Origin of the sequence: Streptomyces sp. NPDC002032 (assembly GCF_042890765.1) — a bacterium.
Taxonomy (GTDB): domain Bacteria; phylum Actinomycetota; class Actinomycetes; order Streptomycetales; family Streptomycetaceae; genus Streptomyces.
The window spans coordinates 187817-211391 of sequence record NZ_JBIASM010000007.1 but is presented as its reverse complement, the minus strand read 5'-3'; the positions used below and the strand labels follow the sequence as shown (position 1 = coordinate 211391).

At 74.3% G+C, this 23575-nt stretch carries 21 protein-coding genes, 1 tRNA gene and 2 pseudogenes; 9 read left to right on the top strand and 15 right to left on the bottom strand.

Annotation, left to right across the window (positions count from 1 at the left end):
• Positions 1-86 precede the first annotated feature (86 nt).
• The 4 genes and pseudogenes from ACFYYT_RS18880 to ACFYYT_RS18865 all read right to left on the bottom strand — a co-directional run.
• The gene (locus tag ACFYYT_RS18880) at positions 87-1244 is read right to left on the bottom strand and encodes an acetyl-CoA C-acetyltransferase (protein ID WP_351827927.1); all 1158 of its coding nucleotides are present in this window, start codon (positions 1242-1244) and stop codon (positions 87-89) included.
• A gap of 18 nt (positions 1245-1262) precedes the next feature.
• Positions 1263-1877, bottom strand: coding sequence for a TetR/AcrR family transcriptional regulator (locus ACFYYT_RS18875; protein ID WP_351827924.1), 615 nt, complete (start codon positions 1875-1877; stop codon positions 1263-1265).
• Positions 1878-1892: 15 nt separating this feature from the next.
• Positions 1893-2678 carry an SDR family oxidoreductase gene (locus ACFYYT_RS18870; RefSeq protein WP_351827921.1) on the bottom strand — a complete coding sequence of 262 codons (786 nt, stop codon included), beginning with the start codon at positions 2676-2678 and terminating at the stop codon, positions 1893-1895.
• Positions 2675-2863: pseudogene (locus ACFYYT_RS18865) on the bottom strand (acyl-CoA dehydrogenase family protein); the annotation flags it as partial. The pseudogene ACFYYT_RS18865 and the gene ACFYYT_RS18870, both read right to left, overlap by 4 nt.
• A 109-nt stretch (positions 2864-2972) precedes the next feature.
• Here ACFYYT_RS18865 and ACFYYT_RS18860 point away from each other — a divergent pair.
• Genes ACFYYT_RS18860 through ACFYYT_RS18850 form a run of 3 tightly spaced genes read left to right on the top strand, consistent with a single transcriptional unit; the run spans position 2973 to position 5307 of the window.
• The gene (locus ACFYYT_RS18860) at positions 2973-3179 is read left to right on the top strand and encodes a hypothetical protein (protein ID WP_351827918.1); all 207 of its coding nucleotides are present in this window, start codon (positions 2973-2975) and stop codon (positions 3177-3179) included.
• Positions 3179-4324, top strand: coding sequence for an acyl-CoA dehydrogenase family protein (locus ACFYYT_RS18855; protein WP_351827916.1), 1146 nt, complete (start codon positions 3179-3181; stop codon positions 4322-4324). Before ACFYYT_RS18860 ends, ACFYYT_RS18855 begins: the two co-directional genes overlap by 1 nt.
• Positions 4324-5307 (top strand): acyl-CoA dehydrogenase family protein, encoded by a 984-nt coding sequence (locus ACFYYT_RS18850; protein ID WP_351827913.1) that lies wholly within the window; start codon positions 4324-4326, stop codon positions 5305-5307. Before ACFYYT_RS18855 ends, ACFYYT_RS18850 begins: the two co-directional genes overlap by 1 nt.
• On the opposite strand, the gene ACFYYT_RS18845 is transcribed toward ACFYYT_RS18850, so the two are convergent.
• The 3 genes from ACFYYT_RS18845 to ACFYYT_RS18835 form a co-directional block, all read right to left on the bottom strand.
• Positions 5280-5681, bottom strand: coding sequence for a YrdB family protein (locus tag ACFYYT_RS18845; protein WP_351827910.1), 402 nt, complete (start codon positions 5679-5681; stop codon positions 5280-5282). The two genes, ACFYYT_RS18850 and ACFYYT_RS18845, sit on opposite strands and share 28 nt — an antisense overlap.
• A complete protein-coding gene (locus tag ACFYYT_RS18840; RefSeq protein ID WP_351827907.1) occupies positions 5681-6415 on the bottom strand; it encodes a methyltransferase domain-containing protein in 735 nt (244 codons plus the stop codon). The genes ACFYYT_RS18845 and ACFYYT_RS18840 overlap by 1 nt, the downstream gene beginning before the upstream one ends.
• 66 nt (positions 6416-6481) lie before the next feature.
• Complete coding sequence (locus ACFYYT_RS18835) at positions 6482-6811, bottom strand: hypothetical protein (protein WP_351827904.1); 330 nt, start codon at positions 6809-6811, stop codon at positions 6482-6484.
• A gap of 66 nt (positions 6812-6877) precedes the next feature.
• Between ACFYYT_RS18835 and ACFYYT_RS18830 the strand changes: the two genes are divergently transcribed.
• A tRNA-Asp gene (locus ACFYYT_RS18830) sits at positions 6878-6952 on the top strand.
• 127 nt (positions 6953-7079) lie between these two features.
• Here ACFYYT_RS18830 and ACFYYT_RS18825 read toward each other — a convergent pair.
• The 3 genes and pseudogenes from ACFYYT_RS18825 to ACFYYT_RS18815 all read right to left on the bottom strand — a co-directional run.
• A complete protein-coding gene (locus ACFYYT_RS18825; RefSeq protein WP_351827902.1) occupies positions 7080-8009 on the bottom strand; it encodes an alpha/beta hydrolase in 930 nt (309 codons plus the stop codon).
• Positions 8006-8734, bottom strand: coding sequence for a glucose 1-dehydrogenase (locus tag ACFYYT_RS18820; RefSeq protein WP_351827900.1), 729 nt, complete (start codon positions 8732-8734; stop codon positions 8006-8008). The genes ACFYYT_RS18825 and ACFYYT_RS18820 overlap by 4 nt, the downstream gene beginning before the upstream one ends.
• 21 nt (positions 8735-8755) lie before the next feature.
• Positions 8756-8932 (bottom strand): annotated as a pseudogene (locus ACFYYT_RS18815) (LLM class flavin-dependent oxidoreductase); the annotation flags it as partial.
• Between the two features lie 111 nt (positions 8933-9043).
• Here ACFYYT_RS18815 and ACFYYT_RS18810 point away from each other — a divergent pair.
• Together ACFYYT_RS18810 and ACFYYT_RS18805 are read left to right on the top strand one after the other, a co-directional pair.
• A complete protein-coding gene (locus ACFYYT_RS18810; RefSeq protein WP_385321554.1) occupies positions 9044-9649 on the top strand; it encodes a PadR family transcriptional regulator in 606 nt (201 codons plus the stop codon).
• Positions 9650-9875: 226 nt separating this feature from the next.
• Positions 9876-10385 (top strand): pyridoxamine 5'-phosphate oxidase family protein, encoded by a 510-nt coding sequence (locus ACFYYT_RS18805; protein WP_351827891.1) that lies wholly within the window; start codon positions 9876-9878, stop codon positions 10383-10385.
• Here the strand turns inward: ACFYYT_RS18805 and ACFYYT_RS18800 are convergent.
• Both ACFYYT_RS18800 and ACFYYT_RS18795 read right to left on the bottom strand, forming a co-directional pair.
• Complete coding sequence (locus ACFYYT_RS18800) at positions 10378-11664, bottom strand: DUF1906 domain-containing protein (protein WP_351827889.1); 1287 nt, start codon at positions 11662-11664, stop codon at positions 10378-10380. The two genes, ACFYYT_RS18805 and ACFYYT_RS18800, sit on opposite strands and share 8 nt — an antisense overlap.
• 604 nt (positions 11665-12268) lie before the next feature.
• Entirely contained in the window at positions 12269-12727 is a 459-nt protein-coding gene (locus ACFYYT_RS18795) for a GNAT family N-acetyltransferase (protein ID WP_351827941.1), read from the bottom strand.
• 107 nt (positions 12728-12834) lie between these two features.
• On the opposite strand from ACFYYT_RS18795, the gene ACFYYT_RS18790 reads away from it, so the two are divergent.
• Positions 12835-13278 (top strand): hypothetical protein, encoded by a 444-nt coding sequence (locus ACFYYT_RS18790; protein WP_351827886.1) that lies wholly within the window; start codon positions 12835-12837, stop codon positions 13276-13278.
• 145 nt (positions 13279-13423) lie between these two features.
• Here the strand turns inward: ACFYYT_RS18790 and ACFYYT_RS18785 are convergent, their stop codons facing one another.
• From ACFYYT_RS18785 to ACFYYT_RS18775, 3 genes are all read right to left on the bottom strand, one after another.
• On the bottom strand, positions 13424-14884 hold the full coding sequence (locus ACFYYT_RS18785) for a glutamate synthase subunit beta (protein WP_351827883.1): 1461 nt from the start codon (positions 14882-14884) through the stop codon (positions 13424-13426).
• Entirely contained in the window at positions 14877-19445 is a 4569-nt protein-coding gene (gene gltB, locus ACFYYT_RS18780) for a glutamate synthase large subunit (RefSeq protein WP_351827938.1), read from the bottom strand. The genes ACFYYT_RS18785 and gltB overlap by 8 nt, the downstream gene beginning before the upstream one ends.
• A 396-nt stretch (positions 19446-19841) precedes the next feature.
• Entirely contained in the window at positions 19842-20573 is a 732-nt protein-coding gene (locus ACFYYT_RS18775; protein WP_351827881.1) for a VIT1/CCC1 transporter family protein, read from the bottom strand.
• A 268-nt stretch (positions 20574-20841) separates the two neighbouring features.
• On the opposite strand from ACFYYT_RS18775, the gene ACFYYT_RS18770 reads away from it, so the two are divergent.
• Together ACFYYT_RS18770 and ACFYYT_RS18765 are read left to right on the top strand one after the other, a co-directional pair.
• Positions 20842-21828: an ADP-ribosylglycohydrolase family protein gene (locus ACFYYT_RS18770; RefSeq protein ID WP_351827878.1), complete on the top strand. Its 987-nt coding sequence runs from the start codon at positions 20842-20844 to the stop codon at positions 21826-21828.
• Between the two features lie 224 nt (positions 21829-22052).
• Positions 22053-23573, top strand: coding sequence for an ADP-ribosylglycohydrolase family protein (locus ACFYYT_RS18765; protein ID WP_351827935.1), 1521 nt, complete (start codon positions 22053-22055; stop codon positions 23571-23573).
• Positions 23574-23575: the final 2 nt, after the last annotated feature.

The following is a 23575-nucleotide window of genomic DNA, read 5'->3' as shown; positions in this document are numbered from 1 at the left end:
TGCAACGCGTCCAACGCTAGCACACCTCCCCCTGAGTGCGCTGCCCGGACGGTGACATTTCTTCCGCCCGGGCCTCTGACCTGCGACTACAGCCGTTCGATGATCGTCACGTTGGCTTGGCCGCCGCCCTCGCACATGGTCTGGAGGCCATAGCGGCCGCCGGTGCGCTCCAGCTCGTGCAGGAGGGTGGTCATGAGCTTGACACCCGTCGCGCCCAGCGGGTGGCCGAGGGCGATGGCGCCGCCGTTGACGTTCACCCGTTCCGGGTCGGCGCCGGTCTCCTTCAGCCAGGCCAGGACGACCGGGGCGAATGCCTCGTTGATCTCGACCAGGTCGATATCCGGCAGCGTCAGGCCCGTCTTCTTCAGGGCGTACGCGGTCGCCGGGATCGGCGCGGACAGCATCCGGATGGGGTCCTCCCCGCGGACGGAGAGGTGGTGGATCCGGGCCCGGGGGGTGAGCCCGTGTTCGGCGACCGCCCGGGCGGAGGCGATCAGCATCGCCGCCGCGCCGTCGGAGACCTGGGAGGAGACGGCCGCGGTGATGGTGCCGCCCGGCACGACCGGCTTCAGGGCCGCCATCTTCTCCAGGGAGGTGTCCCGGCGCGGGCCCTCGTCCGCGCGCACGTCCCCGTACGGGACGGTCTCGCGCGCGAAGCGGCCCTCGTCGATGGCCCGCAGGGCCCGCTGGTGGGAGCGCAGGGCGAACTCCTCCATGTCCCGCCGCGAGATCCCCCACTTCTCGGCGATCAGCTGCGCCCCGTGGAACTGGTTGACCGGGGCGTCGCCGTAGCGGGCGCGCCAGCCCGCCGAGCCCGCGTAGGGGCCCTCGGTGAGGCCCAGGGGTTCGGCCGCCTGCCGGGAGGCGAAGGCGATGGGGATCATCGACATGTTCTGGGTGCCGCCCGCGACCACCAGGTCCTGGGTGCCGGACAGGACGCCCTGCGCGGCGAAGTGGACGGCCTGCTGGGAGGAGCCGCACTGGCGGTCGACGGTGACCCCCGGCACCTCCTCGGGCAGGCCCGCCGCCAGCCAGGCCGTCCGCGCGATGTCCCCGGCCTGCGGGCCGACGGTGTCGAGGCAGCCGAAGACCACGTCCTCGACGGCGGCCGGGTCGATCCCCGTCCGTTCGACCAGCGCCTTCAGGACGTGCGCGCCCAGGTCGGCGGGGTGCACGGCGGACAGGCCGCCGCCCCGGCGCCCCACGGGCGTGCGGACGGCGTCGACTATGTAGGCCTCGGGCATCGGGACTCCTCTTGGGGGTTACGTGCGTACGGCGATCCCGTCCAGCACCATCGACAGGTACTGGCGGGCGATCTCCTCGGGGCTGTGCCGGCCGCCGGGCCGGTACCAGGAGGCGGCGACCCACACCGTGTCGCGGACGAAGCGGTAGGTCAGGCGGATGTCGAGGTCGGCCCGGAAGACCCGGGCGGCGACCCCGCGCTCCAGCGTTCCGAGCCAGGCCTTCTCGAACTTGACCTGCGAGTCGGAGAGGTAGTGGAAGCGGGGCTGCGCGGACAGGTGCCGGGCCTCCTTCTGGTAGATGGCGACGGCGGCGCGGTGCCGGTCGATCTCCCGGAAGGACTCGGTGACCAGGGCCTCGATGGTCTCCCTGGGGCCGAGACCGGCGGCGAGGACGGTGTCGTAGCCCGCCCAGAGCTCGTTCAGGAAGGCCGAGAGGATCTCGTCGAGCATCGATTCCTTGGAATCGAAGTGGTAGTAGAGGCTGCCGGCGAGCATGCCGGCGGCGTCGGCGATCTTGCGGACGGTGGTGGCGTTGTAGCCCTGGGCCGCGAAGACCTCGGCGGCGGTGTCGAGGAGTTCGCGACGGCGCTCGGGCGAGGCCGTCACCTGCGTCTTCTTCTTGTTCGTTGGCACGGGCCCATTCTGCGGCTACGCGTGCTGGCTGCTGACCGAGACGGTCTCGCCCGTCATGTAGGAGGAGTAGCCGCCGGCCAGGAAGACGATGACGTTGGCGATCTCCCAGGGTTCGGCGTAGCGGCCGAAGGCCTCGCGGGCGGTGAGCTCGGTGAGCAGCTCCTCGCTGGTGACCTTCACCAGGTGCGGGTGCATGGCCAGGCTCGGGGCGACCGCGTTGACGCGTACGCCGAACGCGGCGGCCTCCAGTGCGGCGCAGCGGGTCAGCGCCATGACCCCGGCCTTGGCAGCGGCGTAGTGGGCCTGGCCGGTCTGGGCGCGCCAGCCGACGACGGAGGCGTTGTTGACGACGACGCCGCCCCGCCCGGCCGCCTTCAGGGACCGCAGGGCGGCGCGGGTGCAGCGGAAGGTGCCGTTCAGGGTGACGTCGAGGACCTTGGACCACTGGTCGTCGCTCATGTCGACGAGCGCGGCGGTGCCGCCGAGCCCGGCGTTGTTGACGACGACGTCGAGGCCGCCGTGGAGCTCCTCGGCCCGCGCGAACAGGGCCCGGACCTGGTCCTCGTCGGTGACGTCGCAGGGCAGGGAGGCGACGCGGGCGGCGCCGAACTCGGCGCCGAGCGCCTCCTCGGTCTCCTTGAGGCGGCGGGCATGGGCGTCGCCGATGAGGACATCGGCGCCCTCCTCCAGGAACCGGCGGGCGGTGGCGCCGCCGATCCCGGCGCCGGCGGCCGCGGTGATGACGGCGGTGCGGCCGCGGAGCAGTCCGTGGGCCGGGACGTACGCGGGGGCGGCGGTCATGCCCGTACCTCCTTGGGAAGGCCGAGGACGCGCTCGGCCACGATGGTGCGCCGGATCTCGTCGGACCCGGCGTAGAGGGTGTCGGCGCGGGAGAAGAGGAAGAGGCGCTGCCGGTCGTCGAGGCCGTACGCCTCCCCGTGCGCGCCGGTTGCCGGCAGCGAGGCGGCGCCGCAGACGTCCACGGCCCGGACCGGCGGGAGGAAGCGGGCCTTCTGCTCCTCGGTGCGGAACTCCTCGACGCTGCTCATGGCCGTACGTTAACCTACCAAACACTTGTTAGGGAAGGATAGGTGGATGCCTGCTCACCCCGCCTCCGACGTGGCCCGCGAGGAGGAGCCCATGGTGCTCTACGAGCACCGCGGCCCCCTCGCCCACGTGACGATGAACCGCCCCCGCTACCGCGACGCCCAGACCGGCGCCATGACGTACGCCCTGCCCAGGCCGGTGATCGCCTCCGTCCGGGGGGCCTGCGTGGCGGCCATGAAGGAGGCGAACGGCTGATGGACCTCGACCACACCGCGGAGGTGGCGGACTTCCGGGCCCGGGCCCGGGACTGGCTGCGCACGCACGTCCCGGCCCGGCCGCTGCCCTCGCTGGAGACCGCGCGGGGGTTCGCGGCGCACCGGGAGTGGGAGGCGCAGCTGCACGCGGACCGCTGGTCGGTGGTGTCCTGGCCCGAGGAGTACGGGGGCCGGGGCGCGGACATAGAGCGGTGGCTGGTCTTCGAGGAGGAGTACTGGGCGGCGGGCGCGCCCGGCCGGGTCTCGCAGAACGGCATCAGCCTGCTCGCCCCCACCCTCTTCGACCACGCCACGCCCGAGCAGCGGGCCCGCGTCCTGCCCCCGATGGCGAGCGGGGAGGTCATCTGGGCCCAGGCCTGGTCCGAACCGGAGGCCGGCTCCGACCTGGCCTCGCTGAAGTCCCGGGCCGAGCGCACGGAGGGCGGCTGGCTGCTGTCGGGGCAGAAGACCTGGTCCTCGCGGGCCGCCTTCGCGGACCGGGCCTTCGGCATCTTCCGTACGGACCCCGGCGCGGCCCGGCCCCACCACGGGCTCACGTACCTGATGTTCGACCTGCGGGCGCCGGGGGTGACGGTGCGGCCCATCGGGCGCCTCGACGGGAAGCCCGCCTTCGCCGAGCTCTTCCTCGACGAGGTCTTCGTCCCCGACGAGGACGTGATCGGGGAGCCGGGCCAGGGCTGGCGGATCGCCATGTCGACGACGGGCAACGAGCGGGGGCTGACCCTGCGCTCCCCCGGCCGGTTCCTGGCCTCCGCCGAGCGGCTCCTGGCCCTGTGGCGGGAGCGGGGCGACCCGGCGGACACCGCGCTGGCCGACCGGGTCGCGGACGCGCTGGTCGGAGCCCGCGCCTACGAGCTGTTCACCTGGACCAACGCCTCCCGCTTCGCGGCCGGGGCCACCCTCGGCGCCGAGTCCAGCCTGAACAAGGTGTTCTGGTCCCAGTACGACATCGCCCTGCACGAGACGGCCCTGGACCTGCTGGGGGCGGACGCCGAGCTGGCGGCGGGCGCATGGGCCGAGCCCTGGGTGTTCTCGCTGGCCGGCCCGATCTACGCGGGCACCAACGAGATCCAGCGCGACATCATCGCCGAGCGGCTGCTCGGCCTCCCGAAGGGCCGCCGCTGATGCGCTTCCTGCCGACCGGGGAACAGGCGGACTTCGCCCGTACCCTGCGCTCCCTGCTCGCCGCCGCCGAAGTGCCGTCCGTCGTACGGGCCTGGGCGGCGGGCGACCACGCGCCGGGGCGGGAGCTGTGGTCCCGGCTGGCCGGCACCGGGCTGGCCGCGCTGGCCGTGCCGGAGGCCCACGACGGGCTGGGCCCGCTCCCGGTGGAACTGGCCCTCGGCTACGTCGAGCTGGGGCGGGCCGGGGTGCCGGGGCCGGTGGTGGAGGGCGCGGCGGCCTGCGTACTGCTGGCACGGCTGGGGGACGAGGCGCTGGCGAAACGGTTCCTCCCGGAGCTCGCCTCCGGCGCGGCCCTCGCCACGCTGACCCTGCCCGGCGGGTCCCCGTACGCCCTGGACGCGGACGCGGCGACGCACCGCTTCACGGTCTCGGCGGCCGGGGAACTGCGCCTCGCCCCCGGCGGCGGCGAGGCGCTGGCCTCCCTCGACCCCGCCCGCGCCCTGTCCGCCCCGGCGGCGGGCGGGGAACTCCTCGCGGCCGGGCCCAACGTCACGGCCGCCGCCCGCGAGGCCCTGCACTGGGCGCGGCTGCTGACGGCGGCCCAGTGCCTGGGCGTCGGCGAGGCCCTGCTCGGGCGCACCGTCGAGTACGCGAAGCAGCGCACCCAGTTCGGCACGCCCATCGGCGCCTTCCAGGCGGTCAAGCACCGGCTGGCGGACACCCTGCTCGGCCTGGAGTTCGCCCGGCCGCTGCTCTGGGCGGCGGCGCTGTCCCTGGAGCCCGGCGAGATCGCGGCGGCGAAGCTCACCGCGGGCGAGGCGGCGTACGCGGCCGCGCTGACCGCGCTCCAGCTGCACGGGGCCGTCGGCTACACGCAGGAGCTGGACCTGTCGCTGTGGCTGCGCAAGGCCCGCCCGCTGCGCGACGCCTGGGGGACGCCCTCGGCGTGCCGGGCTCAGGTGCTGCGGTCCCGGGAGCGGTAGGCGGTGACCAGGGCGGTGTTGACGAGCACCAGCCCCGCGAACCACAGGGCCTGGCGCCCGTGCCCCAGCCCGGCGATGGCCAGCGCCGCGGAGCCGAAGACCAGGGCCTTGACCGCGAGGACGGCCGGCAACGGCACCCGGTAGCGGGCGCGGGGGGCGGCGAAGGCCCCCCACAGGACGGCCGCGGCCCCCGCCACCACCGCCCCGATCAGCGCGCCGACGACCAGGCGGCCGCCCCACTCGTAGCCCCAGACGGCCAGCGCGAGCAGGGCGGCCACCTCCAGGAGGAAGGCGAGGAGGTCGCTGAGCACCCGGAGCGTCCGGAGCGGGCCCCCGGGGCGGTCGGGACGGTGGGGTGCGGGGCCGGTGTCCATCAGCCGTTCCGGGCGACGTGCAGGCTGACGGTGTAGGGCTCCTCCACCGTCCCGTCCGGGAAGTGCCCGGCCAGATGGGCCCGTTCGGCGTCCATGAACGCGCGCGTGCCCTCGGCGCCGAGGAGCAGGAACGCCGAGTGGCTGGAGAGGTTGGCGAGGTGCGCCTCCAGCGGGACCCGGCGCGACCAGGCGACGGTGCGCGTGGCGAATCCCGAGGCGAGGCCCGGCGGGAGGGTGCGGAAGTGGGTGGCTGCGCCCTCGGCGAAGAAGGCCCGGAGCCGCTCGCCCTGCGCGGCGACCCAGGGGACGGTGGTGTCGGCGTCGTTCCACCAGATCGCGAGCGAGCCTCCGGGACGCAGCACGCGGAGCGCCTCGGGGACGGCGAGCGAGGGGCGGGTCCAGTGCCAGGCCTGGGCGTACGTGACGAGGTCGAAGGCGCCGGTGGCGAGCGGCAGCCGGTCCCCGTCGCCGCGCACCACCGGGACGTCCGGGTGCGCGCGCCGGAACTCCGCGGCCATCCCGTCCCCCGGCTCGACGGCGAGCACCCGGGCCCCGCGCCGGTGCATCGGCCCGGTGCCGAGGCCGGTCCCGGCCCCCACGTCGGCCACCCGCGCCCCGTCGAACGGCCGCCCGGCCAGCTCCTCGACGGCGTCGTACAGCGCGTCCGGATATCCGGGGCGGTGGGCCGCGTACAGGGCGGCGGCCGAGTCGAAGGAACGGGCGCGTGTCGTCATGGGGTCATTGTTTTCGATGCCCCCGCCCGCTGACCAGCCCGTTCCCGCCGTTTCCGGGAAGAGGGCTCAGGTACGGCCCCGGGAGAGGCGCAGCAGGACGGCCGTCTGGAAGAGGAGCAGGACGGCGGCGGCGGTCAGGGCGCCCCACGGGGCGGGGCCGGAGTCCCGGCCGGCGTACCCCGTCCAGGCCGCGGCGCCCGCGAGGGCCACGCCCACCGCCAGGACGGCGACGAGGAAGCGGCCCGCGAACTCGGCCGGGGTGCCGTGGGGGACGGCGGAGCCGAGGACGAACACCCCGAGCAGGACGGGGACCGGGGCCGCGGAGCCGCGCAGCAGGAAGGCGGCGCCCGCCTCCACGGCGAGCAGCAGGCAGACGCGCAGCAGGAACCCAGGCATGGACACATCATGCCGGGAAAACCCCCGTGCGCACCCGCCCGTGGCCTGCGTACGATCACCGCACGGGCGGGGCCGTAGCACAGAGGTAGTGCGCCTACACATCATGGAGGAGGACGCCGGTTCGAATCCGGCCGCCCCGCCCCCCTTCTCGCGGCCGTACGGCCAACTTCCGTACGGGCGACCGGCGTAGGGCCACTGGCCGGACGGCCGACGACCGTACCGCCGACGACCGGGCGACCGGACGCCCGCGGCCCTGCGGCTGCCGGTCCTACGGCTGCCGCCCCGGCGGTGTCGCCGCCAGCCAGGCCGCCGCTCCCGCGAGCGCCGCCCGGCCGGCCGGCAGCGGCAGGCCCAGGAAGCCGTGGAAGACCCCCGGGTACAGCCGGACCTCGCAGTCCACGCCCGCCCGGGCGAGCCGCCGCGCGTACGCCAGGCCCTCGTCCCGCAGCAGGTCGCAGTCGGCGAGGACGACCAGCGTGCGCGGCAGCCCGGCCAGTTGCGGGTCCGGGGCCCGCAGCGGCGAGACGTGCGGGTGGGCGGGGTCGCCGCCGTACTGGTCCCAGTACCAGGCCATGTGCGCGGCGGTGTGGAAGTGGTCCCGGCCGTACGCGGTCACCGACCCGGAGTCCATGGCCGCGTCCAGCGGCGGGTACACCAGCAGCTGACCGGCGACGAGTCCGGGCGCCCGCAGGGCGGTGACCGCCGCCAGGTTGCCGCCGCTGGAGTCCCCGGCCACCACCACCCGCCCCGGGTCGCAGCCCAGGGCCGCGGCCCGGGCCCGCGCCCACAGCAGCACCGAGAGCGCGTCGTCGCAGGCGGCCGGCCAGGGGTGTTCCGGGGCCAGCCGGTAGTCGGCCGAGACGAGGACCGCCCCGGAGGCGGCGGCGAGCCGGCGACAGGTGGCGTCGTGGGTGTCGAGCCCGCACATCACCCAGCCGCCGCCGTGCAGGTACACGACGAGCGGGCGGCCCGCGGCCCCGGGCGCGGGGTCGTACACCCTGACCGGGACCCCGTCGGCGCGGGTGTCCCGCACCGAGGCCACCTCCGGGCCCGGCGGCCCGGGCACGGCCGCCGCCCGCAGCGCGGCCGCGTCCCCGGGCGGGGGAAAGGCCGCCGCCATGGCGTCGCACAGCCCCCGCGCGGCCGGGGAGAGCGCGTCCGCCCGGCCGCGCCCGGCGTCTTCCCTGGCTCCGCTCATCGGGCCGTCATCCCCCCGTCGACCGCGAACTCCGCGCCCGTCACGTACGAGGACGCGTCCGAGCACAGGAACAGCACCAGCTCCGCGACCTCCCGCGGCCGCCCCATCCGCCCCAGCGGCACGTGCGACCAGTCCCGCCCGGCGACCGCGTCGGCCACCATCGGGGTGTCGATGGCCCCGGGGTGCACCGAGTTGACGCGGATCCCGTCCGCCGCGAGGTCGAGCGCCGCCGAGCGGGTCAGCCCGCGCAGGGCGAACTTGCTCGACCCGTACGCCGCGTGACCCGGGATGCCGACCAGGCCCGCCGTCGAGGAGATGTTGACGACCGAGCCGCCCCCGGCCGCCCGCAGCACCGGGGCCACCGCCTGGATGCCGAGGAACGGCCCCAGCAGGTTGACCCGCAGCAGTTCCTCGAAGCCCTGCGCGCTCTGCTCCTCCACGTGCGCGGTGCGCCACAGGGCGGCGTTGTTGACGAGCGCCGAGACGGTCCCGAAGGCGGCCACCGCCTCCCGCACCACCTCCGCCCAGCTGCCGGCGTCGGCCACGTCGTGCCGTACGTAGTGCCCCCGGTCGCCCAGCGAGGCGGCGACCGCCTGGCCCTCCTCCTCCCGTACGTCGGTGACGACGACCCGCGCCCCCGCCTCCGCGCACAGCCGGGCCTCCTCGGCTCCCTGTCCGCGGCCGGCGCCGGTGATGACGACGACCTTCCCGTCGAGCGAGACCACGGCTCAGCCCTCCCCGTCCCGCTCCTGGGCCCGGAAGTGCGCCGTCCGGGCCGGGGAGTGGCGCTCCACCGCCCAGATCCGGTCGAAGCCCGTCTCCTCGGCGAACACGGCCTGTTCGACGCAGTCGCGGATGACCCGGCGTTCGCGTTCGGGGGTCGGGCCGACGAGCTGCGCCTCGAAGATCATCGAGAACTTCACGGTGCGGTCCCTCCATCCGGGGATCGGGCGGGCAGCGGTATATCCCTCATAGAAATACACCTAGCAGTCATACGCAGCAGGGAGAAGGGCATCGCGGGCACCGGTCGTAGACTGCGCTGCGTGGCAGACGAGAAGGACGAGACGAACAAGCGCGCGCTCCCCGCTACCAGCTGGGCCGTGCTCGGCCTGCTCTCCTTCGGCGAGGAGCTGTCCGGGTACGACATGAAGAAGTGGTCGGACTGGTCGCTGCGCTTCTTCTACTGGAGCCCCTCCTTCAGCCAGATCTACAGCGAACTCAAGCGGCTGGAGAAGGCCGGTTACGCCTCCTCGCGACTGGTCGCCCAGGACACCGGCACCCGTGACAAGCGCGTCTACCGGATCACCGACGAGGGCATGGCCGCCGTACGCACCTGGGCGCGCGAGGCGCCCGTCGACCCCCCGGTGCTCAAGCACGGGCCGATGCTCCGGCTGTGGCTGGGCCACCTGCTGGAGCCGGAGCAGATGCGCGAGATCCTGCGTGGGCACCAGGAGTTCGCCGAGAAGATGCGCTGCCGCGCGGTGGCGGACGTGGAGGGCGCCCAGGACGAGGCGGCGTGGGCGTACCCCACGCTCACCCTCAAGTGGGCCGAGCGGTACTACGCGTCCGAGCGGGACCTGGCCGCCGGCATGCTGGCGGACATCGAGGCGCTCGCGCCGGAGTCCGGCACCCGCCCGTAGGCCCGGCGGAAGGAGAGCGGCGGCGCGCCGTTCGCTCCTTCCAGACGGTCAGACACCGGCTCGCCGGCCTGTACGCGGCCGTCGGTACGGCCCGCGCCCTGGGGGGTGTCCGGTGGATCATGGCCGGGCCCGGGCCGCCTGGCACCGCGCCTTGCCGCCGCCGCCTGGCCACCCACCTGGGCTACGGCCCGGGCGGGGGCGTCGGGGCAGGCGCTTTGATGGGGCTATGACGACGAACAACTGGGCAGCGTTCGAAAAGGCGGAGCCGGAGTTCGCGGCGGGCGTCCGGGCCCGCTTCGCGCAGTTCCCGCACCACGTGCTGGGCACCCTCCGCAAGGACGGCTCGCCCCGCCTCACCGGACTCAACGTCGACATCCGCGGCGGCGAGCTGTGGCTCGGCATGATGCCGGGCTCGATGAAGGCCCGCGACCTCCAGCGCGATCCCCGGTTCGCCCTGCACACCAACCCCGGCGAGGGCGAGACCATGTCCGGCGGCGACGTACGGATCTCCGGGCGGGCGGTGGAGGTCGTGGATCCGCCCGAGCTCCACCGGTACGCCGAGGAGACCGAGTCCCCGCACCCCTTCCACCTCTTCCACGCCGAGCTGGCGGAGGTGGTGCACACCGGGGTCGAGGGCGACGAACTGGTGGTGCGGACGTGGACCCCGGCGCGGGGGCTGCGCACCCTGCGCCGGGGCAACGACGACGAACCGGCCCGCGAGGAGCCCGTCAGCTGAGCGGGGCCGCCGCCCCGGCGGCCGTCCCGAGCGCGGCCGGGTCCACATCGACCCGGCTGCGGTCGATGTTGATCGTCACCCCGCCGTACGAGGCGTCGTGGTCCCCCCGGAACTGGTGGGCCCGGCGCGGCCCGGCCCACTGCGCGGTGCCCTCGGGCAGGCCCATGTCGTCGTCGGTGACGGTCGCCGACAGGTTCCAGCGGGCCACCCACAGCACGTCCGGCATGGCCTGCGGGGCCTGCTGGTAGTGGTCGCTGAGCGCCTTGGCCCCCGAACTCGCGGAGACGTACGCCGCCGAGTGGTAGCCCAGCTCGTGCAGCCGGACCGTCCAGGCGGTGAGGTAGGCGACGACGGGGGCGTCCCAGGTGGCCCGGTCGGAGTAGTGCTCCAAATCGTTGTAGAGCGGGGTGCCCGGGGCCAGACCGAGCGCCCGGGCGGCGTCGGCCGCCCCGTCGGCGGCCTCCCGGCCCTGCTCGTCGGCCCGGGAGGGATCGGTCGACAGGCCGGTGCTGGAGCTGCTCCACGGCTGCGGGCCGACCCAGATCGGCATCAGGTGCCAGCCCGCCTCGGTCTGCTTGCGGACCCAGCCCGCCGTCAGCTGCGGCTGGGCGCAGGCGCGGGCCCGGCCGCCGATGTAGATGCCGACCGCGCCGAAGGGGGATTCGGCCCGCCAGGTGTCCATCGACTTCTGCGTCGGGGCGGTGCAGGCGTCGAAGCCCGTCCCCTTGAAGGCCTCCTGGGGCGCGCGGGGCGCGGGCGGCGGGCCGGCGGCGGGGACGGCCGGCCCGGGGGCGGGGGCCGCGTCCCCGGGCGTCGCGGCCCGGGCCAGCAGGCCCCGTACGGCGGCCGGGTCCTCCCCGTACGAGAGGGTGGCCATCACCCCCGTGCCGCGCAGGGCGTACCGCACCTCCCCGCTGCGGCCCTCGGCGGGCGGCAGGGCGGTGCCGGGGTCCACGGGGAGGGTCGGCACGTCGGCGCGCGGCGGGGCGCCGGCCATCGGCTCCAGGTGCAGGGTGTCGGCGCGGGTGGCGACGGCCCGGCCGGAGGCGCACTCGGACTGGGAGCCGGCGTGGCCGAGGTAGAGCGCGGGGCGGTCCAGGCGGAGGCAGGCGTCGGGGTGCCGGTCGAGGTCGACGACCCGCCAGCCGGCGGGGAGGGCGAGGTGCAGCCCCTGGTAGTCGACGGTCCGCCCGCCGGCGGCGACGGCGGGCGACAGGGAGGCCACGGGCAGCAGCAGGGCGGCGCCGAGCAGGCACCGCAGCAGCGTTCGGGAGGGCATGGCCCCCACTGTTACCAGACGCCGACCCCCCTCAACTCAACCGAAACCCACCCCAAATGCTCCGTCCGGCCTACCGCCCCCGGACCGGAACACCCCGACCCCGGAACACCCCGCCCCCCGAACCCCCACCCTCCGGCAGCCCCGGCCGCCCCCGCCGAAGCCAGGCGCGGCGGGGCCGGAGGGGGTGCACCGGCTGCCCCACGCAGCCGGTGCGCCCCCTCCGGCCCTCGCCGTAGGCGCCCCGCGCCGTCCACGGGCCCGACCAGCGGGAGCACCGGCTCCCACGGCCCCTCGGCGCGCGTCACCCGGACGAGTGCGACGCATGCGGCCCCGTCGAACCGCGCCGTCCGCTCGGCGATCCGCGGCCGCCTCACGTCCGGCAGCACCGCGGCGCGGTCGGCGGCGCGAGCGGTGCCTCCCGCACCCGGTCACCCGTAACCCGGCCCCGCCGACGGCCCGGGCCGCCGCGGCCGGCGTGGAGGCGGAGCGGCTCGGTCCGCCCACGCGGCGGGCCCCGGCATCGCGGAGCACCACCCGGCCGCCGCCCGCGCGGGGCCCGGCGCCGAGGCGGCCGCCGCGTAAGCCCGCGCCGCCCTGACCGCCCTCACGACCCGCCCGGCCCGGCGGCCCCCGCCCTGACGGCCCGCACCATGTGGACGTCCACCTCGTCCTGGTCCTCCACGATGAACCCGTACCGCTCGTACAGCCCGCGCGCGGCGCTCCCCCGCAGCACGGTCAGCCTGACCTCGGCCCCCTCGGCGTCGGCCGCCGCCAGGACCCCTTCCAGCACCCGGGTCCCGATCCCGCGTCCCTGGTGCGCGGGATCGAGGTAGAAGTGCTCCAGCGTCAAGCCGCCGCCCGCTCCCGGCCGCACGGTCAGGCTCCCCACCGGGCGGCCCCCGGCCTCTATGACCCGGGAGTGCTCACCGCCGAAGGAGTCCCGGACCCGCTGCCGCGCCCGGTGGTGGTCGTACCGCCCGAGCCGCTCCAGATCCCGCCGCATCACGGCCGCCTTCAACTCGGCGACCCACTCGACCTCTTCCCCGCCCCGCACGCCCCGCATCACCACATCCACCCCACCAGTATCACCAGCCCCACCCAGGCGGCGATGTCAGTGGCACCCCCTACGGTTCACCAAGCAGTACCGACCACAAGGCTCGGGGGGAACCGATGAACCACACCCACACCACTACCCACACCACCCGCAAGGCCCTCACCCTCGCGATGGCCGCCGCGGCCCTCGCCCTGACGACGGCGCCGGCCCACGCGTCACCGGCGGCGGACGGGCAACTGATCGCCTATCCCGGCCCGGACGGCGTGATCTGGATCCCCGAGGTCACCGGCTCCAGCGGCTTCGTCTCCGGCGGCCTCGACTCCCGCCTGGACACCTTCACCACCTTCGCCTGCGAGGGCGGCGGCACCATCGAGGTGACCTTCCACCTGGCCGACCACCCGGACCGCGATCCGGCCCCCTTCACCCTGAACTGCCCGACGGGCGACCCGGCGAGCATCACCCTCCCCCTGGGCCCCGCCCTCTCCGGCGGCTTCGTCGCCACGGTCACCACCTCCACCCCCACCACCCGCTGGGGCGCCACGGTCACCCAGCCCGAGTGACCACCCCGCCGCTCGGTGATCCCGTACGCCACAGCGCCCGCCATCCCTGGTCGGGGACATGGCGGGCGCTGTGTCGGGGTGCCGCACTTCGTTGTACGGGCCGTATGAGGGGTCCCGCCCCGGGGGGCGGGGGGGCTGGGGTGGGTTACACCATCAGCGAGCGGTCCGTCGGCTTGACCGGGTACGGGAGGGCGCTGCTGCCGGTCAGGAAGCGGTCCACACCGCGGGCGGCCGAGCGGCCTTCCGCGATGGCCCAGACGATCAGGGACTGGCCGCGGCCCGCGTCACCGGCGACGTAGACGCCATCGACGTTGGTGGCGTACGAGGCGTCACGGGCGATGTTGCCGCGCTCGTCGAGCTCCAGGCCGAACTGGTCCACCAGGCCGTTGGCCCGGTCGGTGCCGGTGAAGCCCATCGCCAGGGTGACCAGCTGCGCGGGGAGGACGCGCTCGGTGCCCGGCTTCTGCTCCAGCTTGCCGTCCTTGAACTCCACCTCGACCAGGTGCAGCGCCTTGACGTTGCCGTCCTCGTCGCCCTCGAAGTGGGTCGTGGAGACGGAGTAGATCCGCTCGCCGCCCTCCTCGTGGGCCGAGGTGACCTTGTAGAGCATCGGGAAGGTCGGCCACGGCTGGCCGGCGGGCCGGTCCTCCGAGGGGCGCGGCATGATCTCCAGCTGCGTGACCGAGGCCGCGCCCTGGCGGTGGGCGGTGCCCACGCAGTCCGCGCCGGTGTCGCCGCCGCCGATGACGACCACGTGCTTGCCCTCGGCGGTGATCGGCGGGGCCAGGAAGTCGCCCTCCTGGACCTTGTTCGCGAGCGGCAGGAACTCCATCGCGAAATGGATGCCCTTCAGCTCGCGCCCCGGGACCGGCAGGTCGCGGGAGACGGTGGCGCCGGCCGCGATGACGACCGCGTCGAACCGCTTGCGCAGGTCGGTCGCCGTGATGTCACGGCCGACCTCGATGCCGGTGCGGAACTTGGTGCCCTCCGCGCGCATCTGCTCGATGCGGCGGTTGATGTGCACCTTCTCCATCTTGAACTCGGGGATGCCGTACCGCAGCAGCCCGCCGACGCGGTCGGCGCGCTCGTACACCACCACGGTGTGCCCGGCCCGGGTCAGCTGCTGGGCCGCGGCCAGACCGGCCGGCCCGGAGCCGATGACGGCGGCCGTCTTGCCGGACAGCCGCTCGGGCGGCTGCGGGGTGACGTCGCCGTTGTCCCAGGCCTTGTCGATGATCGAGACTTCGACGTTCTTGATGGTGACGGCCGGCTGGTTGATGCCGAGCACGCACGCCGACTCGCAGGGCGCCGGGCACAGCCGCCCGGTGAACTCCGGGAAGTTGTTGGTGGCGTGCAGCCGCTCCGAGGCGGCCGACCAGTCCTCGCGGTACGCGAAGTCGTTCCACTCGGGGATCAGGTTCCCGAGGGGACAGCCGTTGTGGCAGAACGGGATGCCGCAGTCCATGCAGCGGCCGGCCTGCTTGCTGATGATCGGGAGCAGCGAGCCCGGGACGTAGACCTCGTTCCAGTCCTTCAGCCGGTCGGCGACGGGACGGGAACAGGCGGTCTCGCGGGGGGTGGTGAGGAAGCCCTTCGGGTCAGCCATTGGTCGCCGCCTCCATCATCTTCTCGGTGGTCTCGGACTCCGAGAGTCCGGCCAGCTCGGCGGCGTCCTTGGCGGCGAGCACTGCCTTGTACGTGGTCGGGATGATCTTGCTGAAGCGGTCCACCGCGACGGACCAGTCGGCGAGGAGCTTGGCGGCGACGGTCGAGCCGGTCTCCTCCTCGTGGCGGCGCACGACGTCGTGCAGCCACTGCTTGTCCGTATCGGACAGCTCGGTCTCGACGGCCCCGGCGTTGCCGACGTTGACGTTGCGCGGGTCGAGGTCGATGACGTAGGCCGAGCCGCCTGACATGCCGGCCGCGAAGTTGCGGCCGGTCTCGCCGAGGACGACGGCGTGGCCGCCGGTCATGTACTCGCAGCCGTGGTCGCCCACGCCCTCCGAGACGACCAGGGCGCCGGAGTTGCGGACGCAGAAGCGTTCGCCGGTGCGGCCGCGCAGGAACATCTCGCCGCCGGTGGCTCCGTAGCCGATGGTGTTGCCCGCGATGGTGGAGTACTCGGCGAGGTGGTCGGCGCCGCGGTCCGGGCGGACCACGACGCGGCCGCCGGAGAGGCCCTTGCCGACGTAGTCGTTGGCGTCGCCCTCCAGGCGCAGGGTGATGCCCTTGGGCAGGAAGGCGCCGAAGGACTGGCCGGCCGAGCCCGTGAAGGTCAGGTCGATGGTGTTGTCGGGCAGGCCCGCACCGCCGAACTTCTTGGTGACCTCGTGGCCGAGCATGGTGCCGACGGTCCGGTTGATGTTGCGGATCGCGACCTGGGCGCGGACCGGCTGGGCGGCCTCCGCCGTGGGGGCGTTCAGCGCGTCGCCGGCGAGCTTGATCAGCTCGTTGTCGAGGGCCTTCTCCAGGCCGTGGTCCTGCTCGATCAGGGCGTGGCGGACCGCGCCCTCGGGCAGCTCGGGCACGAAGAAGAGGGGCTCCAGGTCGAGGCCCTGGGCCTTCCAGTGCGTGACGGCCTTGCTGGTGTCCAGGAGCTGGGCGTGGCCGACGGCCTCCTGGATGGTGCGGAAGCCCAGCTCGGCGAGGATCTCGCGCACCTCCTCCGCGATGAACTCGAAGAAGTTGACGACGAATTCGGGCTTGCCGGAGAAGCGGTCGCGCAGGACCGGGTTCTGGGTGGCGATGCCGACCGGGCAGGTGTCCAGGTGGCAGACGCGCATCATGACGCAGCCGGAGACGACGAGCGGCGCGGTCGCGAAACCGAACTCCTCGGCGCCGAGCAGCGCGGCGATGACGACGTCGCGGCCGGTCTTGAGCTGGCCGTCCGTCTGGACCACGATGCGGTCGCGCAGCCCGTTGAGCAGCAGGGTCTGCTGGGTCTCGGCGAGGCCGAGCTCCCAGGGGCCGCCCGCGTGCTTGAGGGAGGTCAGCGGGGACGCGCCCGTTCCGCCGTCGTGGCCGGAGATGAGGACGACGTCCGCGTGGGCCTTGGAGACACCGGCCGCGACCGTACCGACGCCGACCTCGGACACGAGCTTCACGTGGATGCGCGCGGCCGGGTTGGCGTTCTTGAGGTCGTGGATCAGCTGGGCCAGGTCCTCGATGGAGTAGATGTCGTGGTGCGGCGGCGGGGAGATCAGGCCGACGCCCGGGGTGGAGTGCCGGGTCTTGGCGACCCACGGGTACACCTTGTGGCCGGGCAGCTGGCCGCCCTCGCCGGGCTTGGCGCCCTGGGCCATCTTGATCTGGATGTCGTCCGCGTTGACCAGGTACTCGGAGGTGACGCCGAAGCGGCCGGAGGCGACCTGCTTGATCGACGAGCGCCGCGCCGGGTCGTACAGGCGGTCCGGGTCCTCGCCGCCCTCACCGGTGTTGGACTTGGCGCCCAGCTGGTTCATCGCGATGGCGAGGGTCTCGTGCGCCTCCTTGGAGATGGAGCCGTACGACATGGCGCCGGTGGAGAAGCGCTTGACGATCTCGGAGACCGGCTCGACCTCGTCCACGGAGATGGCGGGGCGGTCGGACTTGAAGCCGAACAGGCCGCGGAGCGTCATCAGGCGCTCGGACTGCTCGTTGACCCGCTCGGTGTACTTCTTGAAGATGTCGTACCGGCGGTTGCGGGTGGCGTGCTGGAGGCGGAAGACCGTCTCCGGGTCGAACAGGTGCGGCTCGCCCTCGCGGCGCCACTGGTACTCGCCGCCGATCTCCAGCGCGCGGTGCGTGGCGGCGATGCCGGAGACCGGGTACGCCTTGGCGTGGCGGGCGGCCACCTCCTTGGCGACGACGTCCAGACCGGCGCCGCCGATCTTGGTGGCGGTGCCGCTGAAGTACGTGGCGACGAACTCCTCGTCGAGGCCGACGGCCTCGAACACCTGGGCGCCGCGGTAGGAGGCGACCGTGGAGATGCCCATCTTGGACATGACCTTCAGGACGCCCTTGCCGAGCGCGTAGATCAGGTTCTTGATGGCCTGCTCCGGCTCCAGGCCGGTCAGGAAGGTGCCCGCGCGCAGCAGGTCCTCGACGGACTCCATCGCCAGGTACGGGTTGACGGCGGCCGCGCCGTAGCCGATGAGCAGCGCGACGTGGTGCACCTCGCGGACGTCGCCGGCCTCGACCAGCAGGCCCACCTGGGTGCGCTGCTTGGTGGCGATGAGGTGGTGGTGCACGGCGGAGGTGAGCAGCAGCGAGGGGATCGGCGCGTGCTCGGCGTCCGAGTGGCGGTCCGACAGGACGATCAGGCGGGCGCCCGCCTCGATGGCGGCGTCGGCCTCGGCGCGGATCTCCTCGATGCGCGCGGCGAGGGCCGCGCCGCCGCCCGAGACCCGGTACAGGCCCGAGAGGGTGGCGGCCTTCATGCCCGGCATGTCGCCGTCGGCGTTGATGTGTATGAGCTTGGCGAGCTCGTCGTTGTCGATCACCGGGAAGGGCAGGGTGACGCTGCGGCACGACGCGGAGGTCGGCTCCAGCAGGTTGCCCTGGGGGCCCAGCGAGGACAGCAGCGAGGTGACGAGCTCCTCGCGGATGGCGTCCAGCGGCGGGTTGGTGACCTGCGCGAAGAGCTGGGTGAAGTAGTCGAAGAGCAGCCGGGGGCGCTCGGAGAGGGCCGCGATCGGGGAGTCCGTGCCCATGGAGCCGAGCGGCTCGCCGGCCGTGCGGGCCATGGGCGCGAGGATGACGCGCAGCTCTTCCTCGGTGTAGCCGAAGGTCTGCTGGCGGCGGGTGACCGAGGCGTGGGTGTGGACGATGTGCTCGCGCTCGGGCAGGTCCGTCAGCTCGATCTCGCCGGTCTCCAGCCATTCGGCGTAGGGGGCGGCGGAGGCCAGCTCGTCCTTGATCTCGTCGTCCTCGATGATCCGCTTCTGCGCGGTGTCGACGAGGAACATCTTGCCGGGCTGGAGGCGGCCCTTGCGGACGACCTTGGCCGGGTCGATGTCGAGGACGCCGACCTCGGAGCCGAGGACGACGAGGCCGTCGTCGGTGACCCAGTAGCGGCCGGGGCGCAGGCCGTTGCGGTCGAGGACCGCGCCGACCTGGGTGCCGTCGGTGAAGGTGACGCAGGCCGGGCCGTCCCAGGGCTCCATCAGCGTGGAGTGGTACTGGTAGAACGCGCGGCGGTCCGGGGCCATGGACGCGTGGTTCTCCCAGGCCTCCGGGATCATCATCAGCACACTGTGCGGCAGCGACCGGCCGCCGAGGTGGAGCAGCTCCAGGACCTCGTCGAAGGAGGCCGAGTCGGAGGCGTCCGGGGTGCAGATCGGGAAGATGCGCTCCAGGGCACCCTCGCCGAAGACGCCGGAGGCCAGCTGGGACTCGCGGGCCTTCATCCAGTTCCGGTTGCCCTTGACCGTGTTGATCTCGCCGTTGTGCGCGACGAAGCGGTACGGGTGGGCGAGCGGCCAGGACGGGAAGGTGTTCGTCGAGAACCGGGAGTGGACCAGGGCGAGCGTCGACGCGAAGCGGCGGTCGGAGAGGTCCGGGAAGAAGGGCTCCAGCTGGCCGGTGGTCAGCATGCCCTTGTAGACGATGGTCCGGGCGGACAGCGACGGGAAGTAGACCCCGGCCTCGCGCTCGGCGCGCTTGCGCAGTACGAAGGCCTTGCGGTCCAGCTCGATGCCGGTGCTGCCTCCCCCGGACTCCGTCCGGGAGGTGCCCCCGGTCACGAACAGCTGCGAGAAGGCCGGCATGGTGGCGCGGGCGCCGTTGCCGAGCAGATCGGGGCTGACGGGGACCTCGCGCCAGCCGAGGACCGTGAGGTCTTCCTCGGCGGCGATGGCTTCGATCCGCTCCACGGCGACGGCCTGTGCGGTGCCGTCGGCGGGGAGGAAGGCGATGCCGACGGCGTACGCGCCGGCCTCGGGGAGCTCGAAGGAGGCGACCTCGCGCAGGAAGGCGTCCGGTACCTGGGACAGGATTCCGGCGCCGTCGCCCGAGTCCGGCTCGGATCCGGTGGCGCCACGGTGCTCGAGGTTCCGCAATACGGTCAGCGCCTGCTCGACCAGCGTGTGGCTGGCCTCGCCGCTGAGGTTGGCCACGAAGCCGACGCCGCAGGCGTCGTGCTCGTTGCGCGGGTCGTACATGCCCTGCTGGGCGGGGCGACCGTCCATGGGCGACCAGGCGGTGGTGCTGGAGCCGGTCGCGGAGTGCGTGGATGCGGAACGCATCGGCTCTCCCGTCGTCGTCGTGGCATATGTGCATAGCCGAGGGACGACGTTGGCCCTCTGCGAAATTTCGTGCAGGTTACATGATGACGGCAATCCCGAGAAGCGGATATGGCGTTCCAACATGCGGACAACGCACGAGGTGGGAAAGAAAGGACCTTCGCTGGGCTGCGGGGGCTCCTGCAAGGACTTCTGCGGACACAACACGGGGCGAAGGTCCCGGCGCGATGCGGGCATCATTGCCCGGCGCCCTGGTCTGATGCCCCGGGGTCACGGAATCGAAACCGCCGGGTAACGGACTACTTATGTTGCGTACTGCATAGTGTCTCATTCCCGCGGCGGTTAGCCTACGACGCCACCGATCCAGGTTCCCAGGATGTACGTCACACCCGCGGCCGCGCCACCCAGGACCAGCTGGCGCAGTCCGCTGAACCACCAGGACCGGGCCGTGACCCGCGCGACGACCGCGCCGCAGCCGAACAGCCCGAGCAGCGCCAGCAGCACGGCCGGCCCCAGCGAGGTCGCGCCGAGCAGGTACGGCAGCAGGGGCAGCAGCGCGCCGAGGGCGAAGGAACCGAAGGAGGAGACGGCGGCGACCAGCGGCGACGGCAGGTCGTCGGGGTCTATGCCGAGCTCCTCGCGGGCGTGGATCTCCAGCGCCTGCTCCGGGTCGCGGGAGAGCTGCATGGCGACCTCGCGGGCCAGGGCGGGCTCGACGCCGCGCGAGACGTAGAGCTCCGCGAGCTCCTCCATCTCGTCGACCGGGTGCTTGCGCAGCTGCTGGCGCTCCACGTCGAGCTCGGCCAGGACGAGCTCGCGCTGGGAGGCGACGGAGGTGTACTCGCCGGCGGCCATCGAGAAGGCGCCGGCCGCGAGGCCCGCCAGGCCGGTGATCACGATGGTCTGCGGGGCGACGGAGCCGCCGGCGACGCCGGTCATCAGGGCGAGGTTGGAGACGAGCCCGTCCATCGCGCCGAACACGGCCGGCCGCAGCCATCCGCCGTTGACATCGCGGTGGGTGTGGTTGTCGCGGTGCGCGGTGTGCAGCGGCGCTTCGTTGTCGATGATGGACATGCGGCGTATCTCCCCGTTCGACGCGAGAGGGCGCGCGAAAGCACGCGCAGCCGTGCCCCATCCGGAGCACTCCCCCTGAACACCTCGAAAGTACGCACGATTTTTGCCGCCCGCCAGCAAGGAAGGCCGTACTTACCTGGGCTTTCGCGGTTCGGCGACCGGGTGACGGGGGCGTTCGGGCGGTGTTTCGCGGCGAGCGACAAACCACATGTCGTGGCACAAATCCCCCAAGGGCTCATCATGAGTCCCATCAAGTGGAGAGGCGCGCATGGAGCTGATCGCATGCAATCCGCAGGTCCTCCCCGAACGGGCCAGGGGCGCTCTTCTCGGCCTCGCGGTGGGTGACGCGCTGGGCGCGCCGGCGGAGAACATGAAGCCGTCGCAGATCCGGGCGAAATGGGGCCGCATCGAGGGCTTCGTATCGGACGACCCGGCGGGCACCGACGACACCGAGTACGCCATCTTCTCCGGCCTGCTGCTGGCCCGGCACGGCTCCGCGCTCACCGTCGCGCACGTCGAGCGGGCCTGGCACCACTGGATCGCGGACCTGGACGAGGGCCCCTTCCGCGGGGCCGGCTTCTCCGAGCGGGGCACCCTGGAGAACCTCCGGCGGGGCCTGGCCGCCCCGATCTCGGCGCAGCACCGCCACGCCTGGAGCGACGGGCTCGCGATGCGGGCGGCCCCCTTCGGCGTCTTCGCGGCGGGCCGCCCGGCGGAGGCCGCCCGGCTGGTCGCCATCGACGGCTCGGTCAGCCACGACGGGGAGGGCATCTACGGGGGCCAGGCCGTGGCCGCCGGGGTCGCGGCGGCGATGGCCGGCGGCTCCCCCGCCTCCGTGGTCTCGGCGGCCCTGTCGGTCATCCCGTCCGACTCCTGGACGGCCCGCTCCCTGCGCCGCGCCGTCACCGCCGCCCCGCGCGGCGAACGGGCGGTGCGCTCCGCGGTGGTCATCGGGGGCTACCCGTGGACGGACCTCGCCCCCGAGGCGGTGGGCCTCGCCTTCGGGGCCTTCGCCGCCTGCGCGGGCGACTTCCCCTCCTCCGTGCTGACGGCCGTCAACATGGGCCGGGACGCCGACACCACCGCCGCCGTCGCGGGCGCCCTGGCCGGCGCCCTGTCGGGGGCCGCCGCCGTCCCGGCCGCCTGGGCCGCGGCCATCGGCCCGGTCCGGGGCAGCTGCCTCCCCTCGATGCGGGGCTACCACGTCCTGGACATCGCGGACCTCCTCACCCCCGACTCCGAGCCCGCCCGATGACCCCGCCCCCGGACGCCCCCCACCGCGAGCCCACGGACCCGCCCCCACCACCCGCCCGGGCCGTGCCCGCCGTACCGGCCCCGGACACCAACCTCCCGGCGCCCCCGCCTCCCACCCCGGCAGCGCCCCCGCAGCACGCCCCGGCCGACCCGGCGCCGGCCCAGCAGGCCGTCCGGTGGGAGGTCGCTGCACCGGCCGGCCCGGGCTGTCCCGGCTCGGCGGCCTTGCCGGAGTACGGAGCCCCCGCCCTCGCGGCGGCCGCGCAGCCCACCTGGCAGGAAGCCGACCCAGCGGCCCCGACACGCCCCGACGCCGCGGCAGCGGCCCCGCAGGCCGTCCGGTGGGAGGTCGCTGCACCGGCCGGCCCGGGCTCCCCCGGCTCGGCGGCCCTGCCGGAGTACGGAGCCCCCGCCCTCGCGGCGGCCCGGCCGCCCGCCTGGCGGGAGGTCGCGTACGCCGGGGGGCTGCCGCCGGTTTCGGGCGGGCTGGGGGGACCCACCGGGATCCGGATCATCGAGCGCCCCACCGACCCGGCGGACCGCGAGCCCCGTACCGCCGCGCCGCCGCCCGTCGGCCTCCGCGACCGGCCGCGTACCCCCGCCGAGCCCGCCGCAGGCGTCCGGCGGATCGAGGGGCTGCTCCTCGGGCTCGCCGCGGGCGACGCCGCCGGGTGGCCCGCCGCCCGGCACCGCGCCAGCCGGATGCCCGAGTGGACCCGCCGCCTCACCCGCGAGCTCGACACCTTCGCGGAGCAGAACGCCACGACCACCCTCCCCGTCCCCATCGCCCTCAACCAGCCCCCCGAACCCCTCCGCCTCGGCCCCTCCGACGACGCCGAATGGGCCGCCTTCGCCGCCGAGTCCGTACTCACCGCCGCCGGGGCCCTGCTCAGCGACCTCTCCCGGTCCCGCCGCATGCGCGCCGCCATCGACCTCGCCTGGAACGCCCTGGCCAGCGAAGTCGCGGCGGCAGCCGACCGCGCCCCGGAGGTCGAGTCGGCCGTCCTGCCGCTGCGCGCCCGGATCTCCGTCCGCGCCGGCCTCGGCAATCTCGCCGCCGGCCTGCGTCCGCCCGCCACCGGCCACGACAACCCGCACTACTTCGACGACGCCGCCTGCGTCCGCGCGTGCGTCCTCGCCGTCGTCCACCCCGGCGACCCGGCCGCCGCCGCCGACCTCGCCGAGTTCGACGCCCGCTACACCCAGGACGGCGACGGAGTCCACGGCGCCCGCGCCATGGCCGCCGCCCTCGCCACCGCCCTGGCCGGCGCCGACACCGACACCGCCGTCGAGGCCGCCCTCGCCCAGCTCCCCGCCGCCACCGAGATCGGCCGCAACGCCCGGCACGCCGTCGCCCTCGCCCGCGCCGACGCCGACGCCGACGCCGGGGCGGGCGCCTTCGCCCTCGTCCCGCTCCTGGAACACCAGATCGTCGACCACGTCTACAGCTACGGCATCGCCGCCGCCGAGACCGTCCCCGTCGCCCTGGCCCTGGCCACCGCCGCCCGCGGCCGCGTCTGCGAGGCCGTCCCGGCAGCCGCCTGCCTCTCCCGCGTCGCGGACTCCGCCCCCGCCCTCGCGGGCGCCCTGACCGGCGCCCTCGGCGGCGGCGACTCCCTCCCCGCCACCTGGCGCGAAGCCTGCCGCACCCTCTCCGGCTGCGCCCTGCCCCGGCTGGCCGGGACCGACCTGGTCGAACTGGCCGCGCTGCTCACCCGCACGGAACTCACCTCACCCAAGGGATGATT

Excerpts from the sequence above, each read along its gene's own strand:
- ACFYYT_RS18785 (WP_351827883.1), bottom strand. The coding sequence starts at position 14,884 with ATGGCTGACCCGAAGGGCTTCCTCACCACCCCCCGCGAGACCGCCTGT.
- ACFYYT_RS18840 (WP_351827907.1), bottom strand. The coding sequence starts at position 6,415 with ATGACGACACGCGCCCGTTCCTTCGACTCGGCCGCCGCCCTGTACGCG.
- ACFYYT_RS18835 (WP_351827904.1), bottom strand. The coding sequence starts at position 6,811 with ATGCCTGGGTTCCTGCTGCGCGTCTGCCTGCTGCTCGCCGTGGAGGCG.
- ACFYYT_RS18790 (WP_351827886.1), top strand. The coding sequence starts at position 12,835 with ATGAACCACACCCACACCACTACCCACACCACCCGCAAGGCCCTCACC.
- ACFYYT_RS18775 (WP_351827881.1), bottom strand. The coding sequence starts at position 20,573 with ATGTCCATCATCGACAACGAAGCGCCGCTGCACACCGCGCACCGCGAC.
- ACFYYT_RS18850 (WP_351827913.1), top strand. The coding sequence starts at position 4,324 with ATGCGCTTCCTGCCGACCGGGGAACAGGCGGACTTCGCCCGTACCCTG.
- ACFYYT_RS18855 (WP_351827916.1), top strand. The coding sequence starts at position 3,179 with ATGGACCTCGACCACACCGCGGAGGTGGCGGACTTCCGGGCCCGGGCC.
- ACFYYT_RS18805 (WP_351827891.1), top strand. The coding sequence starts at position 9,876 with ATGACGACGAACAACTGGGCAGCGTTCGAAAAGGCGGAGCCGGAGTTC.
- ACFYYT_RS18800 (WP_351827889.1), bottom strand. The coding sequence starts at position 11,664 with ATGCCCTCCCGAACGCTGCTGCGGTGCCTGCTCGGCGCCGCCCTGCTG.
- ACFYYT_RS18795 (WP_351827941.1), bottom strand. The coding sequence starts at position 12,727 with ATGCGGGGCGTGCGGGGCGGGGAAGAGGTCGAGTGGGTCGCCGAGTTG.
- gltB (WP_351827938.1), bottom strand. The coding sequence starts at position 19,445 with ATGGACGGTCGCCCCGCCCAGCAGGGCATGTACGACCCGCGCAACGAG.
- ACFYYT_RS18825 (WP_351827902.1), bottom strand. The coding sequence starts at position 8,009 with ATGAGCGGAGCCAGGGAAGACGCCGGGCGCGGCCGGGCGGACGCGCTC.
- ACFYYT_RS18770 (WP_351827878.1), top strand. The coding sequence starts at position 20,842 with ATGGAGCTGATCGCATGCAATCCGCAGGTCCTCCCCGAACGGGCCAGG.
- ACFYYT_RS18870 (WP_351827921.1), bottom strand. The coding sequence starts at position 2,678 with ATGACCGCCGCCCCCGCGTACGTCCCGGCCCACGGACTGCTCCGCGGC.
- ACFYYT_RS18845 (WP_351827910.1), bottom strand. The coding sequence starts at position 5,681 with ATGGACACCGGCCCCGCACCCCACCGTCCCGACCGCCCCGGGGGCCCG.
- ACFYYT_RS18860 (WP_351827918.1), top strand. The coding sequence starts at position 2,973 with ATGCCTGCTCACCCCGCCTCCGACGTGGCCCGCGAGGAGGAGCCCATG.
- ACFYYT_RS18880 (WP_351827927.1), bottom strand. The coding sequence starts at position 1,244 with ATGCCCGAGGCCTACATAGTCGACGCCGTCCGCACGCCCGTGGGGCGC.